General features: G+C 67.3%; 22 protein-coding genes. 9 read left to right on the top strand and 13 right to left on the bottom strand.

The genetic code is table 11. The features are described 5' to 3' along the window. Positions 1 to 233 precede the first annotated feature (233 nt). Positions 234 to 1,121, top strand: a complete 888-nt coding sequence (locus tag D7D52_RS12575; protein ID WP_120736481.1) for an SGNH/GDSL hydrolase family protein — start codon at positions 234 to 236, stop codon at positions 1,119 to 1,121. A 16-nt stretch (positions 1,122 to 1,137) separates the two neighbouring features. Here D7D52_RS12575 and D7D52_RS12570 read toward each other — a convergent pair whose 3' ends face one another. Together D7D52_RS12570 and D7D52_RS12565 are read right to left on the bottom strand one after the other, a co-directional pair. After that, positions 1,138 to 1,689 carry a flavoprotein gene (locus tag D7D52_RS12570; RefSeq protein WP_120736480.1) on the bottom strand — a complete coding sequence of 184 codons (552 nt, stop codon included), beginning with the start codon at positions 1,687 to 1,689 and terminating at the stop codon, positions 1,138 to 1,140. Between the two features lie 37 nt (positions 1,690 to 1,726). Continuing rightward, complete coding sequence (locus D7D52_RS12565; protein WP_162958089.1) at positions 1,727 to 2,620, bottom strand: XRE family transcriptional regulator; 894 nt, start codon at positions 2,618 to 2,620, stop codon at positions 1,727 to 1,729. 34 nt (positions 2,621 to 2,654) lie between these two features. Here D7D52_RS12565 and D7D52_RS12560 point away from each other — a divergent pair, with 34 nt between their 5' ends. Continuing rightward, positions 2,655 to 2,957 carry a hypothetical protein gene (locus tag D7D52_RS12560; RefSeq protein ID WP_246023841.1) on the top strand — a complete coding sequence of 101 codons (303 nt, stop codon included), beginning with the start codon at positions 2,655 to 2,657 and terminating at the stop codon, positions 2,955 to 2,957. Then, a complete protein-coding gene (locus tag D7D52_RS12555; protein ID WP_162958294.1) occupies positions 2,954 to 3,196 on the top strand; it encodes a hypothetical protein in 243 nt (80 codons plus the stop codon). Before D7D52_RS12560 ends, D7D52_RS12555 begins: the two co-directional genes overlap by 4 nt. Positions 3,197 to 3,371: 175 nt before the next feature. Here the strand turns inward: D7D52_RS12555 and D7D52_RS12550 are convergent, their stop codons facing one another. Beyond that, positions 3,372 to 3,707 (bottom strand): NUDIX domain-containing protein, encoded by a 336-nt coding sequence (locus D7D52_RS12550; protein WP_281279187.1) that lies wholly within the window; start codon positions 3,705 to 3,707, stop codon positions 3,372 to 3,374. Positions 3,708 to 4,127: 420 nt separating this feature from the next. On the opposite strand from D7D52_RS12550, the gene ku reads away from it, so the two are divergent. The 5 genes from ku (at position 4,128) to D7D52_RS12525 (ending at position 7,780) form a co-directional block, all read left to right on the top strand. Next, positions 4,128 to 5,039: a non-homologous end joining protein Ku gene (gene ku / locus D7D52_RS12545; RefSeq protein WP_120736476.1), complete on the top strand. Its 912-nt coding sequence runs from the start codon at positions 4,128 to 4,130 to the stop codon at positions 5,037 to 5,039. A 73-nt stretch (positions 5,040 to 5,112) separates the two neighbouring features. Further along, on the top strand, positions 5,113 to 5,691 hold the full coding sequence (locus D7D52_RS12540; protein WP_246023839.1) for a GNAT family N-acetyltransferase: 579 nt from the start codon (positions 5,113 to 5,115) through the stop codon (positions 5,689 to 5,691). Between the two features lie 30 nt (positions 5,692 to 5,721). Then, positions 5,722 to 6,207, top strand: coding sequence for a hypothetical protein (locus tag D7D52_RS12535; protein WP_120736475.1), 486 nt, complete (start codon positions 5,722 to 5,724; stop codon positions 6,205 to 6,207). 43 nt (positions 6,208 to 6,250) lie between these two features. After that, on the top strand, positions 6,251 to 6,742 hold the full coding sequence (locus tag D7D52_RS12530) for a P-loop NTPase family protein (protein ID WP_120736474.1): 492 nt from the start codon (positions 6,251 to 6,253) through the stop codon (positions 6,740 to 6,742). Positions 6,743 to 6,796: 54 nt separating this feature from the next. After that, on the top strand, positions 6,797 to 7,780 hold the full coding sequence (locus D7D52_RS12525) for an SMP-30/gluconolactonase/LRE family protein (protein WP_120736473.1): 984 nt from the start codon (positions 6,797 to 6,799) through the stop codon (positions 7,778 to 7,780). A gap of 30 nt (positions 7,781 to 7,810) precedes the next feature. On the opposite strand, the gene D7D52_RS12520 is transcribed toward D7D52_RS12525, so the two are convergent. The 4 genes from D7D52_RS12520 to D7D52_RS12505 all read right to left on the bottom strand — a co-directional run bounded on the left by D7D52_RS12520 (position 7,811) and on the right by D7D52_RS12505 (position 10,739). Next, the gene (locus D7D52_RS12520) at positions 7,811 to 8,566 is read right to left on the bottom strand and encodes a hypothetical protein (RefSeq protein WP_246023838.1); all 756 of its coding nucleotides are present in this window, start codon (positions 8,564 to 8,566) and stop codon (positions 7,811 to 7,813) included. Next, positions 8,545 to 9,000 (bottom strand): DUF4189 domain-containing protein, encoded by a 456-nt coding sequence (locus tag D7D52_RS12515; RefSeq protein WP_120736471.1) that lies wholly within the window; start codon positions 8,998 to 9,000, stop codon positions 8,545 to 8,547. Before D7D52_RS12515 ends, D7D52_RS12520 begins: the two co-directional genes overlap by 22 nt. A gap of 52 nt (positions 9,001 to 9,052) precedes the next feature. Then, positions 9,053 to 9,715 (bottom strand): transcriptional repressor LexA, encoded by a 663-nt coding sequence (gene lexA, locus D7D52_RS12510; RefSeq protein WP_120736470.1) that lies wholly within the window; start codon positions 9,713 to 9,715, stop codon positions 9,053 to 9,055. A 64-nt stretch (positions 9,716 to 9,779) separates the two neighbouring features. Further along, positions 9,780 to 10,739 (bottom strand): NAD(P)H-dependent flavin oxidoreductase, encoded by a 960-nt coding sequence (locus D7D52_RS12505; protein ID WP_120736469.1) that lies wholly within the window; start codon positions 10,737 to 10,739, stop codon positions 9,780 to 9,782. Positions 10,740 to 10,925: 186 nt separating this feature from the next. Here D7D52_RS12505 and D7D52_RS12500 point away from each other — a divergent pair, with 186 nt between their 5' ends. Continuing rightward, entirely contained in the window at positions 10,926 to 11,972 is a 1,047-nt protein-coding gene (locus tag D7D52_RS12500) for an ADP-ribosylglycohydrolase family protein (RefSeq protein WP_120736468.1), read from the top strand. On the opposite strand, the gene D7D52_RS12495 is transcribed toward D7D52_RS12500, so the two are convergent. The 6 genes from D7D52_RS12495 to sufC all read right to left on the bottom strand — a co-directional run bounded on the left by D7D52_RS12495 (position 11,874) and on the right by sufC (position 15,756). Continuing rightward, on the bottom strand, positions 11,874 to 12,524 hold the full coding sequence (locus tag D7D52_RS12495; RefSeq protein WP_162958293.1) for a hypothetical protein: 651 nt from the start codon (positions 12,522 to 12,524) through the stop codon (positions 11,874 to 11,876). The genes D7D52_RS12500 and D7D52_RS12495 overlap by 99 nt on opposite strands. 17 nt (positions 12,525 to 12,541) lie before the next feature. Next, complete coding sequence (locus tag D7D52_RS37730; RefSeq protein ID WP_162958292.1) at positions 12,542 to 12,709, bottom strand: hypothetical protein; 168 nt, start codon at positions 12,707 to 12,709, stop codon at positions 12,542 to 12,544. Between the two features lie 168 nt (positions 12,710 to 12,877). Then, positions 12,878 to 13,249 (bottom strand): metal-sulfur cluster assembly factor, encoded by a 372-nt coding sequence (locus tag D7D52_RS12490; RefSeq protein ID WP_120736466.1) that lies wholly within the window; start codon positions 13,247 to 13,249, stop codon positions 12,878 to 12,880. Positions 13,250 to 13,251: 2 nt separating this feature from the next. Continuing rightward, positions 13,252 to 13,725 (bottom strand): Fe-S cluster assembly sulfur transfer protein SufU, encoded by a 474-nt coding sequence (gene sufU / locus D7D52_RS12485; RefSeq protein WP_120736465.1) that lies wholly within the window; start codon positions 13,723 to 13,725, stop codon positions 13,252 to 13,254. 3 nt (positions 13,726 to 13,728) lie between these two features. After that, on the bottom strand, positions 13,729 to 14,982 hold the full coding sequence (locus tag D7D52_RS12480; protein ID WP_120736464.1) for a cysteine desulfurase: 1,254 nt from the start codon (positions 14,980 to 14,982) through the stop codon (positions 13,729 to 13,731). Beyond that, positions 14,983 to 15,756 (bottom strand): Fe-S cluster assembly ATPase SufC, encoded by a 774-nt coding sequence (gene sufC / locus D7D52_RS12475; RefSeq protein WP_120736463.1) that lies wholly within the window; start codon positions 15,754 to 15,756, stop codon positions 14,983 to 14,985. It lies immediately after the preceding gene. Positions 15,757 to 15,759 lie beyond the last annotated feature (3 nt).

Raw genomic sequence — 15,759 nt, 5'->3', positions numbered from 1 at the left:
TCCCCCGCCATGCCCCGCTCAGCCGCTCGGTCATGCCGCCTCCTCCGCGTCCGATCGCTACGTCGAGGCGCTACCCACTGCCCGGGTTTTCAATCAGCACACACCGGACCGTCCGGCCGGATGGACCTATTCGCGCTGCCCTCGGGGATTTTGATCTCGTGTCGGTCCGGTCGGATGCGCTGCCGACGTGCTGAGGTGGACATCAGCGAATTCTCGGCAACACAGGAGGATCGATGCGCACAGTGACGAGCCTGATCGTGGCCGCTACCGCCGCCGGATTCGCGCTGTGCGCTCCGGCGGCCGCGACCCCGCCCACGCCCCCGCGAGCGGTCCACGAGTATGTGGCCCTGGGTGATTCGTGGGCCGCCGACGCGACTCTGACCGGAATCACCACGCAATTCGTTCCCCTCCTGTGCGTCCAGAGCGCCACCTCCTACGCCAAACAGGTGGCCGCCGCGCTGGGGGTGACCCGCTTCCGCGACGTGAGTTGCGCCTCCGCGGTCACGGCCAATCTCACCTCGCCCCAGCAGCTGCCCGACGGGCGCGTCGCCCCGCCGCAGTTCGACCAGCTCTCCGCCACCACCGACCTCGTCACCCTCGAAATCGGCGGCAACGACGCGGGATTGGCCGCCATCGTGCCCACCTGCCTGACCGGTTCCGCTCAGGGCTCCCACTGCGCGCACGTCCGCGGGGGCACCGAGGACGCCATGTCCGCCAGCATCCGCGCCGCCGAACCGAAGGTCACCGCCGCAATCGCCGGCGTCCGCGCCCGCGCCCCCCACGCCCGCCTGCTGCTCGTCGACTACATGGCGGGCGTCTCCCCCGGCACCGGCTGCTTCCCGCAAATCCCCATCAGCGCCGACGACGCGAACTGGCTCGGCCACAAACTCCTCGAACTCGACGCCATGCTCGCCCGCGTCGCCACCACCACCGGCGTCCAACTGGTCGACACCTACACCGGCAGCATCGGCCACGACGCCTGCCGCCCCGACGGCATCCGCTGGGTAGAAGGCCTCATCCCCCACCCCAACCCCCACTCCAACATCCCCCTCCCCTTCCACCCCAACCAATTGGGCGCCGACCACCAGGCGCGCCAAATCCTCCGCGCCCTAGGCCGCTGAGGGCACTCCAGATGGGCTAGCTCGCGGCATGCAGCCATGGATGCTCGAGCAGTGCGCTCCACGCCTTGCTCCAGGGAAACTCGTCGAGAGCCCCCGATCTGCCACCGGGTGAATGCTGCTCGCCGGTGACCACCGTGACGCCCCATTCGGACAGGTTGGTGACGGCGTTGGCAATGGCGGGAAATCGCCGTAGTGCCGCATTCGCGGACGGTACCGCTACGACCGGCAGCCGTTTGCCGACCGCTTCCACCAGCAGACCGAGCGGCAGCGTATCCGAGATGCCAGCAGCCCACTTGGCCAATGAGTTCGACGTGATCGGGGCGACGATCATCCCGTCGGCGGGCCGAAAAAGGTCCGGAGTGCCCGGATCCTTGTACCGGGTGCGCACCGGGTGGCCAGTCTTGGCCTCCAAGGCGTCGGCGTCGATGAATCGACTGCCCTCGGGGGAGGCGATGACGCACACGTCCCATCCGTCTGCCTGCGCGAGATCCACCAGCTTGCCGACGTCGCGAGCGGGCGGCGCCCCGGTGACGATGGCGTAGAGGACAGGTGCACCGTGATCGTTCACAGCTTCTCCGCGATCGGTCGGATGATGGAATCGTCTGTCACAGTGGGGAACCCAGCCAGCCGGCGAACCCGGCCAGGGTGTCGGTGCGGCGCCTCTCGACTGCTGCGATGCCGTACAAGGTTTCCCGTACAGCGGGATGCAGGCGAGTTTGTTGCGGCGCGGCGGCACGCGCCTTGTTCAGTGCGGCAAGTGCCCGTTCCGGCTTACCCGACATCAACCAGGCGCGGGCATTGTCCTGCCAGTGATGCCCGACGCGGGTCGGTGCACGGTGACCGGCAGGAATCGACAGACCTGCGCCCTGCACGGCAGCCCGATTCGGGTCGCCGGCTTCCAATTCGACGGCATGCGCGTGTATCTCGACGTTCACGGGACCGAAAGCGGTCACATACTCGTCGGTCTCCCCGGTGCGGGCGGCAAGCCCACGGGCGGCTTCGATATGACTCATCGCGCCCGAATAGTTCAGTCGCCGTGCCCGATTCACCGCACCGACCAAGTGGGCGTACCCGGCGAGCACCGGTGATCCGTGAGCGGAATCGGTCACCGTGACCACGGTATCGATCAGCCCATCCGCCACATCGGATTCACCATAGTGAGTGAGCATGCGGGCACGGTCCAACATCGCCAGCGATCCCCAGCCAGGATCGTTGCCGGTGGAGGCGTAATGGTCTGCCAGGTCCAGAGCGGGCAGCACGAGCGCGGGCCGGCCGGTGCGCCGTATCGCCCAGCCCGCCAGCAGGTAGGCGTTCGTGAGCACCGTCGACACCTGGGCACGGTTCTCCCCGCCGCTGTCGCGGACCGCACCGTGGATCCGACGAATCAACCCAGGCAGCCTCTCGATCGTCTCCAGGGTGCGGTCGCTGCGGTACAGGCGTTGCGCGGCAACGAGATCGGCATTCAATGCGGGCAGCGAGCCTGGCTCGACGGCTCGCACGTACCGCCCCTCCGCGAGGAGCATCGACAGCGCGTTGACCGCGATCGGGTGGCTGGATCCCGATGTGTCCGGCGCTGCGGCGCAATGGGACCGCGCACAAGTGGGGAGACTGGCGCGCAGGCTCGGCTACGAACTGATCTGGCTACCCGAACGCACATCGGTACCCCTGGTCGATCAGGTGCGTACCGCAGACGTCGACGCCGTGCTGGTGCCCTCACCAAAGCATCTCGACGCCCTCACCCTGGACTGCCTCAGCCACATAGCGGATGTGGAAACAGCCATGCCGCGCGAGACTTTCGCACGCTACTTCGGAGGCCGCCGACCATGCCCGGCATGAGCCCCGTCGCCCTACCCGACTACGCGGTGCTGAGCGCGCTCGCCGCGACGAGTCGACCGGTCCCCACCACCCAACCCCCGTCCCTCGCGAAAGGCGTCACGCTCACCACCCACCAGGCGGGCCGCATCCTCACCAAACTCGAGGCGCGCGACTTGGTCGAAAGCTCCTGCGCAGGGTGGCGGTTGACGCACCGAGGCAGGGTCTTGTGGGCCTCCAAAGGCGAACGATTCGCGCCCTGACGCACTCCATGGAACTGCGTGACCACGCTGGGCCCTGCCCACCGTCACGCTGCACCGATTGCGGTTCCGTCAGGTCCAGCCACAAGACATTTCGCGCGCGGAGACCGTTGCTGGACCGCACGGGCGATGGTGGACTTGCCCGAGCCGGAGTTCCCGCGGAGCACCACCAGGACGCTCAGCGCCGGGCTTGCGGCTTCAGCACGGTGTCGAGTTTGGCGATGAATCGTGGCAGGCGGGGATCGGTGGCGGGAAGCCCTGAGGGATCGAGGTCCCACCATCGGCCGCCGTCGAACTCGCTGGGGTCGAGTGGATATGCGCGGTCGCGGTGGCCTCGGATCGCGAACCACAAGGAAACGTCGACATGTCCAGCCGTCTGACCGACGGTGACGGTCCGGGTGAGAAAGAGCGGCTGCTCGCCCGCCACGTCGAAGTGGGGCTCGATGCCGAGTTCCTCGCGGCGCGCCGCGTCCACAGGATGCTCGTGCGGTTCGATATGTCCACCCATCGGCAAGTGCAGGCCCGCTCTCCGATGCCGGTCGAGGACACCCCGCGCCGATCAGGATCGACGAGAATCGCGTAGGCAACCAGATGCGGCGAGGGCGTCGCAGGCTTCTCCCGCCGGAAACATCATCGGTCGATGCGAGCCAGTCCAAAGTCGTTGCGATGTGCTGGCATTCGAGGTCATCAAGCGGCGAGAGGCTGCCAACAATCTCCGAGACCACAGCGGTCGCAGGCTGCATGGCGGCACACGCTACACCGATGGTCCGACAACCCAGCCAGCAATCGAACCCGCAGACCACATTCCGATGCGGAGGGCCGTCAGACGACCGCGACCAACGAGCCCCAGCCAGCAAGGCAGCAGGCAGCATAAAACCGCAGGTCGGCGGGCGCGTTACCGGCGACGACACGTCGTTCGCAGTACCATCGGACAATGCGGTCCATTTGGAAGGGCTCCATCGCGTTCGGTCTGGTTAATGTTCCCGTGAAGGTGTACACCGCCACGGAGGACCATGACATCAAGTTTCATCAGGTGCATGCTGTCGATGGCGGGCGGATTCGGTATGAGCGGGTGTGCACGGTGGATGGGCAGCCGGTGCAGTATTCGGATATCGATCGGGCATATGAGTCGCCGGATGGGGATCGGGTGATTCTCACCGACGAGGACTTCGCGAAACTTCCGGCGGCGGAGAAGCACGAAATTCCAGTGTTGCAATTCGTGCCTTCGGAGCAGATCGATCCGATTCTGTTCGACAAGAGCTACTATCTGGAACCCGATTCCACGACGCCGAAAGCCTATGTGCTGCTGGCGAAGACGCTGGAGCGCGTGGATCGGGTGGCGCTGGTGCATTTCACGTTGCGGCAGAAGACGCGGCTGGGGGCGTTGCGGGTGCGCGACGGGGTGCTGGTGTTGCAGACGCTGCTGTGGCCCGATGAGGTGCGGGCGGTGGCGTTCGACAAGCTCGACGATGTCACCGAGCCCAAGAAACAGGAATTGCAGATGGCGGAGACGCTGGTCGACACGCTGTCGGACGATTTCGATCCCGGGCTGTACGTGGACGAATATCAGATCGAATTGAAGAAACTGCTGGACGAGGCGATCGCCAGCGGCAGCAGCAAGGTCACTCGCGCGCCCGAGGCGGCGGCACCGGAAATGGATGCCGAGGTCGTCGACCTGGTCGCCGCGTTGCAGCGCAGCCTGGAGGCGTCCGGACGCAAGACGGGATCCGCAGCGCCCGCGAAGGCGACCAAGGCGACCGCGGAGAAGAAGCCCGCCAAGAAGGCGGCTGCGAAAAAGACGGCGGCGAAGAAGGCTCCGGCCAAGCAGACTCGCAAGGGCGCCTGATAGCACGCCCTTGCAGCACGCGCCTACCCGGCGGGTTCCCGACCGGCCAGCAGTCAGCTGGCAAACTATTGGTATGGAATCCGACATATCCATCCAAACCGACGTCGCCATCGTCCCCATGGGGCTCGGGCATCTGCGCCAGGTGATCGACCTCGGCTACCAGGTGTTCGACACCCACGCCAAGCCCTACACCTCGTGGTCGCTGACCTCGGTCGCCGAGCACCTCGACAGTGCGGGCCGCTCCTGCTGGGTGGCGGTGGATTCGGATCGGGTCGTCGGATTCGTGCTGGCCTCCATGGAATTCGAGCTGCGGGAGGACTGGGCGTATCTGGAGTGGATCGCAGTCGCGCCGGATATGCAGGGGCGCGGCGTCGCCGGCAAGCTCATGACCGCCTGCTGCGACCTGCTGTTCAAACACGGCGCGCGCCGCATCGTCACCGATGTGGAGAACCACAACACCGCCTCGGCGTCGATGATGCGCAAGAACGGATTCACCGAGGGCACCACGGTCACGCTGTTCGTGCGGCCGAATCCGGACGAGTCGCTGGCGGGCGAGGACGAACAGGTCACCCTCGGACCCGGTACCAAGCGAGATTTGATCCGGCGCGGACGCATCGCCGGGGACGGCCGGCACGGGCGGCCCACCCGGTAGTTGTCGGACCCCAGGTCTACCGTCGATGTCATGACTGCCGTCGACGAGATCATGAGCGCCATCAACGACGCCGTAACCCTTGGCCGCCAAGGGGATACGGGTGCCGCGCGCGAACAGCTGGCCACGCTGTGGTCGGGGATCGGCGCGAACGGTGATCCGCTGCATCGGGTTTCGCTCGCACATTTCATGGCGGATCTACAGGACCACGCCGCCGACGCGCTGACCTGGGACATCCGCGCACTGGACGCCGCCGATTCGCTCACCGACGAGCGCGCTCGAGCTCATCACGCCGGGTTGAGCGTGCGCGGCTTCTACCCCTCGCTGCACCTCAACCTCGCCGACAACTACCGTCGCCTGGGCGCGTTCGATACGGCGCACCAGCACCTAGAGGCGGCGCGTGCCCGGCTGGACGACCTTCCCGAGGACGGTTACGGCCTCGGTGTGCGCGCCGGAATCGCCAATGTGGAAGCCGCCCTAGCCGGGAATTCCACCGACCGTCTACCGAGCCACCCGTAGCGTTCGCCCCTGCGCCGACCCGGGTCGTGGCAGGGTAACCGGTATGCAGAAGATCGTGGTGCTAGGCCGGGGCGGCGCGGGCAAGTCGACGTTCGCCCGGGAACTCGGGGCCGCGACCGGGATTCCGGTGGTCGAACTGGACGCCCATTTCTGGACCCCGGATCTCGTCCCGATGTCCGTGGTGCGGTGGGTCGCCGTCCAAGAGGCGCTGATCGGGGAACCCGCGTGGATCATGGATGGCGATCTCGGTCCTTACGACGTGCTCGAGGTGCGTTTGCGTGCGGCGGATACCGTTGTCGTCCTGGACTTCTCGCTGTGGCGCTGCGCGTGGCGGGCACTGCGCCGGTCTCGGGAGAACCTGGTCTTCTGGCGGTGGCTGATCGGCTATCGCCGGCACAGCCTCCCCGCGGTGAGGGCGGCCATCGGAGAGTTCGCCGAGACCGCGCAGCTCCATGTACTGCGGACACCGCGAGCGGTCGAGAACTTCCTGAGTGAGGTACCCGTCCCCGGTGACGCCGGCGCGTTGCCGGAGTAAACCGGGCGGCTTACGCTACCGGTCGATCATCGTTCCAAGGGAGGGAACACCACGATGCCGGATCCGAGACCGGAAACCGCTGCCCCGCAATCGAATACACCCAGATGGCACAGTGGCACCGCCGGTCTCGCAGCGCTGCTGGCCCTCGCGACGGCCCTGTCCGGTCCCGCGGCTGCGGACAAACCCGAAACTCCCCCTGCCGCAACGGTCGCCTGCTCGCCGGCCACGCTCGCGATCGGCTCACCCACCCGCACACCGCTGCTCGACTGGTCGGAGAACCTCGGCTTCGACGCGAGCGGCGGCCTCTGGGTCGCGCGAGTCTTCGGCAATGCCGTCGAGCGCTACGACCGCGACGGCAACCTCACGGCCAAGGTGGCGGTGACGAGTCCGGGCGCGATCCGGCTCGGACCCGACGGCCTGATGTACGTGACGTTCGGGAATTCGCCCCTGGGCGCCGGACAGGGCGGCGTGCTCCAGTTCGATCCGGCGGCCGCCGAGCCGAACCCCGAGGTCTTCGTATCCGGGCTGGGTCAGGCGAACGGCGCGGCCTTCGACGGCGACGGCAATCTCTACGTCGCCGATACCAGCGCCGACACCGTCGAGCGGATCCGTCGCGACGGCACCGTCGACACCGCGTGGACCGAGCGAGCCGGCCATGCGCTGGCGGCTCAAGGTCTCGGCGCCGACGGCATCGTCGCCGTCGGCGACACCCTGTACGTCACCCTGCTCGAAAGTCCGTCCGCCCGCGTCCTCGCCGTGCCCATCGCCGATCCCGCACGCACATCCGTCGCCGTGGAGCTCGCGGCCGCACCGCTCACCCCGCCGCTGCTACCCGATGATCTGACCGTCGGCGCCGACGGCCTGCTCTACATCGCCACGGGCAGCGGGCAATTGGTGCGCGCCGACCCGCTCACGCACACCAGCTGCACCATGGCGTCATCCGAACCGCTGACCTCGGTCGCGGTGGACCCGCACGACGACCACTCGCTGATCGTCGGCACCGAGAACGGCGACGTCCTGCGGGCTCGACTACCGTAGCCCCGCGGGTCACACCACCGGCAGCTCGCCTCAATTATCCTGCGCCGCACGGGCCTTACCCTCGCGGAAGAACTCCAGCAGCCCCTCCACGGTCGCCACCTCGGACCGTGGCCGCATGGCACCGAACGGCGCGTTCCAGAACTCACCCTGCCGACGCGTCCACGGCCCGACATACGCATACGGCGCAGGATGGTCCCAATCTCCCGGTGACACACCGTAATTCACTTCGTCCACGGCGACCGACAGATCGAAATGCTCAGGCCACAGCACCGGCTGCTCATTGCCGAACCGGCGTAACGCCGTGTCCCCCACCGCGAACCAATCGTGCACCCTGGTGGCCGCCGCGGCATCGAGGGTGAACGGTTCATCCGGGTCCATGCGGGTGCCGTCGGAGTAGAGCCCGGCGGGCGGGGCGTCGGCCTCGAAACCGGCGGCCTTCGCGAGGTCACTGTAGCTGCCGTCGAGGCGGATACGACCCTGCGGCCACACCAGATCGGTGCCGGTCACCGACACCGGCCATTTCATCCCGGCGAAGCCGCCCAGCACGATGCGCATGCGGATACTGCCGAAGCGGCGGTACTGCGGACCGGCGATCAGCAGTTCGGCCGCGGCGTGCAGGGCGAACCGGGTGTCCTCGTAGGTGATGTCGTCCACCGGCAAATCATCCCCGTCCGGTCGGGCGTGTTGCTGGGAAACGGAGTCTGGCAAACAAAACAGCGCCGCACCGGACGAATCCGGTGCGGCGCTGAGGCATTGCGGGTGCTTCAGCTGGCGTTGTCGGTGCAAGCCGACAGAATGACCTTGGCCTGGCGCGGCGAAGAAGAACCCGTGTCCGGGAATCCGGGGGCGCTCTTGCCGAGCACGTTGATGGCGGCCGATTCGGCCTCCACCTTGGAAGGGGCCCAGGCCCAGCCGAAACGGGTGTCGGCGCCCTGAGCGACGGCGCCGCACGCATTGGCGAAGTGCACGACGACGGCACAGTCGCCGCCACCGCACTTCTCCACCGCGGCGCCGTCCGCGCCGTCCCAGCTGCCGTAGTTCACGGCATATGCGACATTTCCGGTGCTCTTGGACAGCGCGAGCGCGCCGTAGAGGTCACCGGAGGTAGCGGTGAAGACCGGTTCGCTGTCCGCCGCATTGGCGGATCCGGCGGCCACGGTGCCCATCGCGGCCATCGACGTGACAGCGAGACCGATACCGGCCTTGCGCAGCAACGACATTCGATACTCCCCGGGGATGGAAGGTGATAACGGGCGTCATCATGCCAGACGCTCAGACTCGCCGCATGACCGAGACGACCTTACCCAGCACCTGGGCGCGATCGCCATCGATCACCGGATACGCCGGATTGCGTGGTTCCAGGTAGACGTGGCCGCCCGCGCGCTTGTAGACCTTGACCGTGGCCTCGCCGTCGATCATGGCGGCCACGATCTCACCGGTGTGGGCTTCCTGCTGTTTGCGCACCACCACGATGTCGCCGTCGCAGATGGCGGCGTCGACCATGGAGTCACCGCGAACCCGCAGGCCGAAGACGGTGCCGCGGCCGACCAGTTCGCGCGGCAGCGACAGCACGTCGTCGGTGTGCTCCTCGGCGAGGATCGGGGTGCCGGCCGCGATATCGCCGACCACGGGCACCGGCACGGAGTTTTCGTCGCCTTGGCGCTGCGGTCCCGATGGCTTCAGGAACAGCCGCACATCCATCGGCCGGGTGACCGATTCACTGCGCCTGAGGAATCCGCGGTCCTCGAGCTCCTTCAAATGCCGCGAAACGGACGAACCAGACTTCAATCCGACGGCGTCGCCGATTTCGCGAGTGCTCGGCGAATATCCGTGCCGCTGCACCCAATCGCGAATCGTGCACAGAATCCGCTGCTGCCGCTCCGGCAATGTGGTGGTGTCGAGGTGCTCGAAACCGTCGAAGTCGTCGTAGGTCACCGGGGAATCCTACGGGCAGACACGCGCTGATCCCGGGCACGACCGGCCGTGACGCGCGCCGGGCTCACCGGCCGGTGGCGCGCCGCAATGCCGTCTCGGCGTCGGCGGCGAGGGTCGCGACCAGATCGGCCGCGGGTTCCAGGCTACCGATGAGATCGACTGCCTCGCTTGCCCACACCGTCTGCGGCAGCTCACCGCTGTCGACCGCCCGCAGGTACTCCTGTTTGGCGGCGCTGTCGCGGGCCAGTTCGTCGTCGCGTCCACGCCAGCGATCCAGAATCGGATGGGTCAGCGTGCGCGCGGTGTAGCGGGACGGCCAGTCCGAATCCCGCACGATATCCAGCAGCGCGCTGCGTTCGGTGTCCTCGCCGTGCGCCTCGAGGACGGCCTTCGCGGTGTACGGATCCGCCAGGGCTTCGAGGCTGGCCTGGAATCGAGTGCCCACCAGCGCACCGGCCGCCCCGAGGGTCAAGACCGCGGCCAGCCCGCGCCCATCGGCGATGCCGCCCGCCGCCAGCACCGGTGTCGCGCCCGCGCGATCCACCACCGCCGGCACGAACGTCAGCGTCGAGCGACCCTGGCGCGCCCCGTGCCCGCCGCTCTCGGTCCCCTGCGCCACAATCACATCCGCGCCGACGGCCATGGCCTGTTCGGCTTCTGCCATATCGGTCACCATGACGATCAGCGCGGCCCCGGCGGCCCGGACCAGTTCCGCGATCGGTCGCGGGTCCCCGAACCCAACCAGCACCGCCCGCGGTCCGAACGCCAGTGCCCGCTCCACCGCCTCCAATCCGGCGCCCCACGCCAGAAAGCCGATGCCCCAGGGTTTCTCGGTCCGCTCGGTGACGATGCGCAGCTCGCGCTCCACCCACTCGGTGTCGGCGCGACTGCCGCCCACCAGTCCGAGCCCGCCGCCCTCCGACACCGCCGCGGCCAGCGCTCCACCGGCGACTCCGCCCATGGGCGCGGACACGATGGGATGGGTGATCCCCATCAGTTCGGTGAACTCGGTACGCAATGCCATGGGCCCCTCCGTCTTCGCGGCGTGCCGTGGACTCGGGTCGTCCACGATCCCCTGCCACGGTAGCCGGGTCGGGAGCCGGTGGGACCGAGCGCCGGCGCGGTTATCGGTTCCGTCCCGGTCCCGGTCACCCCATAGGGTGGGGTGGTGGAGGGTCACGAGAGAGTTTTCGATCGGGTTCGCGGGGCGATGCTGGGTGGGGCGGTGGGCGATGCGCTCGGGTGGCCGATCGAGTTCCTGACGTTGAAACAGATCCGCGAACGGCACGGGGAGGCCGGAGTCACCGGGTTCTTGCCGGGGCCGATCGCCGGGGCTCCGCAGCCGATCACCGATGACACGCAGATGACCATGTTCACGGCCGAGGGCTTGTTGCGGACCCCGGCGGGCGGGGACACCGCGCCAGTCCTGCGCCGGGCGTACCTGAGGTGGCGTGACACGCAGCAGCAGAACGGGCCGGGCCCCGAAGCGGACGGATGGCTTGCGCGCCAACAGTTCCTGTATGCGATGCGAGCGCCGGGCAATGCGTGCATGACCGGATTGCGCAGACAGGCCGAGGAATTCGTGCCGGCGGGCGAGTTCGGAAAGCCCGGACCGGTGAATCCGAATTCCAAAGGCTGCGGGACCGTCATGCGGTCCGCACCCTTCGGCCTGGCCAATTTCGGCCCGGATCGCGCATTCCATGCCGCGATGCGCTGCGCGCAATTGACCCACGGCCATCCCACCGCATACCTGTCCGCGGGAGCGTTCGCGGTCCTGATCGACCAGGTGCTCGCCGGCGTGGAACTGCCGATCGCGGTGCAGAGCACCATCGCTCGCATCGCACCGATGCCCTCGAGCGCGGAAACCGTGACCGCCCTGTCCTCCGCCCTCGCCATCGCCCAGCTCGGCGAGGCGACACCCGAACGCCTGGAGCTGATCGGCGCGGGCTGGACCGCCGAAACCTGCCTCGCCATCGCCGTCTACTGCGCGCTGCACACCTACCGCACCGGCGACGTCCGCGGCGCATTCCTGTTGGCCGTCAACCACTCCGGCGACTCCGACTCCACCGGCGCGGTCGCCGGCAACCTCCTCGGCGCCACCTACGGCCTGAACGCCCTCCCCATGGACTGGATCGGCGCACTGGAAGGCCGCGACGAACTATTCCGAATAGCCGACGACCTCGTCCTCAACTTCTTCTACAACGACCGCACCGACCTCGACAGCCGCTACCCCATAGACACCGAGCTCGCCCGCTGAACCGGCGGTCACGATCTCGGCGGCACGCAGGGCGGAAAGCACCTCGGCCGGAGGATGGTTCGAACCCACGCGGTATCGGGGCGGATCGAACCCGGCGGCCGCCGCAAGTCCGATGGATTCGTCGAGTAGCTCCCAGGCCACGATGACCGAGTCCTCGACCTCGGCGTCGTACCACTCGGTCACGGCGAATTCCCGGCGTTCCAGACACACCAGATCAGCCTTCGGCAGCAGTGTTTCGACGCCATCGGTCCAGTGCGCCAGCGATCGGATGCCGCCGTCGGGCAGGGCGACATGCGTCAACTGCGCGAGGTGAACGACCGGATCGCCGTCGACGCACTGCTCGGCGACCGATTCGGCCTGCTCCTCGTACACCGAGCTCGCGAGAATGCGGTCCGCATAACGCAATTCGTCCCACCCCTGGGCGTCTCGCGGCAGCTCGTACGGCACCAGATCGCCACGCTCGTCCATGGTGTACGGGCGTGGCGACAGCGGGTATTCGGCGGCACTGTAGATCTCCTCGACGGCGTCGAGCAGTGTGGGCCAATCGGCCACACTGGACTCACCGGCGATCACCAGGCTGTTTGCGCCGACTCCCCTGTGACATGGTCGAAAACGATGCTGTAGTGGTCCTCGACGAACTCCGCGTCGACCACCCCCGCCGCCGCTCGCACCGTGGCCAGTGCCTGTCCGGCGAACTTCTCCCTCGAGAGCCCGAACACCCCACCCAGCAAGCTCATACTCGAATCTCTCAGTCGTCCCCGGCACAACGTAGCACCCCTGCAACGACCCAGTATTGGATGCGTCGAATGAGATCCGCTGGGCCAGTGTGGTCTTCGAATCCCGCTCACTGAAACACGTAGGGACCGAACCGTTTCGGATCGGTCCCTACGTGAAAGATGTTGCCGTTAGACGGTGAAGCCCAGGGCGCGCAGTTGCTCGCGGCCGTCGTCGGTGATCTTGTCGGGGCCCCAGGGGGGCATCCAGACCCAGTTGATCTGGAGGTCTTCGGCCAAGCCGGAGCGCACGAGGGCGTTGCGGGACTGGTCTTCGATGACGTCGGTGAGGGGGCAGGCGGGGGAGGTCAGGGTCATGTCGAGTTTGGCGATGCCGTCCTCGAATTTCATGCCGTAGACCAGGCCCAGGTCGACGACGTTGATGCCGAGTTCGGGGTCGACGACGTCGCGCATCGCCTCTTCCATGTCGTCGAGGTGCTGCAGCTCCTCGGGCGTCAGTTCGACGGGGGCCGCGTCGACGGCCTGCTGCTCGGTTTCGCTCATCTCTACTCCCCGTTGCCCATGGTCTTCTTGGCTTCCTCCGCCGAGGCTATCCGCACGACGGCGTCCTTGAACGCCATCCAGCCCAGCAGCGCGCACTTCACGCGGGCGGGGTATTTCGACACGCCGGCGAAGGCGATGCCGTCGCCGATGACGTCCTCGTCGCCCTCGAGGGTGCCGCGCGAGGTGATCATTTCGTCGAACGCCTCGACCACCTTCAGCGCCTGCTGCACCGGCAGGCCGATGACCTGATCGGTGAGCACCGAGGTGGAGGCCTGGCTGATCGAGCAGCCCTGCCCGTCGTAGGACACGTCTTGCACATCGCCGTTGTCGTCGATGTGCACGCGCAGCGTCACCTCGTCACCGCAGGTCGGGTTGACGTGGTGCACTTCCGCGCCGAAGGGCTCGCGCAGCCCTCGATGGTGCGGGTGCTTGTAGTGGTCCAGGATGACTTCCTGGTACATCTGCTCCATGCGCATGGTCTATGCAACTCCGAAGAAGCTCTGGGCCTTCCGCACCGCGGCGACCAGCTGATCGACCTCGTCGAGGGTGTTGTACACCGCGAACGAGGCGCGCGCGGTCGCGGCGACACCGAAGTACCGGTGCAGCGGCCACGCGCAGTGGTGGCCGACGCGGATGGCGACGCCCTGATCGTCGAGGATCTGGCCGACGTCGTGGGCGTGAATGCCGTCCACCACGAACGACACCGCGCCACCGCGATTCACGGTCTCGGTCGGGCCGATGATGCGCACGCCCTCGATCGCTCCGAGACCGTCGAGGGCCGCGCCGACGAGCGTGTGTTCATGCGCCGCAACGGCTTCCATACCGATGTTACTCAGATACGCGACCGCCGCACCCAGGCCGATGGCCTGCGAGATCATCATCGAACCCGCCTCGAACCGCTGCGGCGGCGCGGCGAACGTCGAATGATCCATGTACACGGTCTCGATCATGGAGCCGCCGGTGATGAACGGCGGGGTGTCCTCGAGCAGCGCGCGGCGGCCGTACAGCACGCCGATTCCGGAGGGGCCCAGCATCTTGTGCCCGGAGAAGGCGGCGAAGTCGACGCCCAGCTCCTTGAAGTCCACCGGCATGTGCGGCACCGACTGGCAGGCATCCAGCACCACCAGCGCGCCGACTTCCTTTGCGCGGCGCACCAATTCGGCGACATCCGCGACCGCACCGGTCACATTGGACTGATGGGTGAACGCGACAACCTTGGTGGCCGAGGACAATTCGAGCGAATCCAGGTCGATGCGCCCGTCGTCGGTGATCCCGTACCACTTCAGGGTCGCACCCGTGCGCCGCGCCAATTCCTGCCACGGCACGAGATTCGCGTGATGCTCGAGCTCGGTGATGACGATCTCGTCCCCGGGCCCGACGCGATACGGGAATCGGCTGTCGGAGAAGGCGTTCGCCACCAGATTCAGCGACTCGGTCGCGTTCTTGGTGTACACGATCTCGTCCGCGCCCACCCCGACGAACGCCGCGATCGCCGCGCGCGCCGCCTCGTAGGCCTCGTTGGCCTCCTCGGCGAGCTGGTGCGCGCTGCGATGCACGGCCGCGTTGTGTTCGAGCAGGAAGTTCCGCTCGGCGTCGAGCACCTGGAGAGGACGTTGCGCCGTCGCACCGGAATCCAAGTACGCCAACGGTTTTCCGTCGCGCACGGTCCGGCTCAGGATCGGGAAGTCCGCCCGGATCCGAGCGACGTCGAGAGTCCCCACGGTGCTTGTCATCTAGGCTCCTACAGCAGCTGAGGTGAAGCGCACATAGCCGTTCGCGTCCAGTTCCTCGGCAAGTTCGGGGCCGCCCTCGGCGACGATCTTGCCGTTCACGAACACGTGGACGAAGTCGGGCTGGATGTAGCGCAGGATGCGGGTGTAGTGGGTGATCAGCAGGATGCCGCCGGTCTCCCGCTCCTTGTAACGGTTGACGCCCTCGGAAACAATCCGCAGCGCGTCGACATCGAGGCCGGAGTCGGTCTCGTCGAGGATGGCGATCTTCGGCTTGAGCAGGCTCAGCTGCAGGATCTCCTGGCGCTTCTTCTCACCGCCGGAGAAGCCCTCGTTGACCGAGCGCTCACCGAAGGCCGGATCGATCTCCAGCTCCGACATCGACTCCTTGACTTCCTTCACCCAGGTGCGCAGCTTGGGCGCCTCGCCGCGGATGGCGGTGGCGGCGGTGCGCAGGAAGTTGGAAACCGAGACACCCGGAACCTCGACCGGGTACTGCATCGCCAGGAACAGCCCGGCCCGCGCACGCTCGTCGACCGACATCTCCAGCACGTCCTCACCGTCGAGGGTGATGGTGCCCTGGGTGACGGTGTACTTGGGGTGCCCGGCGATGGCGTACGACAGGGTCGACTTGCCGGAACCGTTGGGGCCCATGATCGCGTGCGTCTCGCCCGACTTGATGGTCAGGTTCACGCCCTTGAGGATCTTGATGGGCTCGCCGGTCTCGTCCGGGTTGGCGACCTCGACGTGCAGGTCCTTGATTTCCAGGGTGGTCATCGG

The sequence above is a fragment of the Nocardia yunnanensis genome (assembly GCF_003626895.1).
Lineage (GTDB): Bacteria > Actinomycetota > Actinomycetes > Mycobacteriales > Mycobacteriaceae > Nocardia > Nocardia yunnanensis.
The sequence above is the reverse complement of the archived record's forward strand: the minus strand, read 5'-3'. Positions and strand labels throughout refer to the sequence as shown.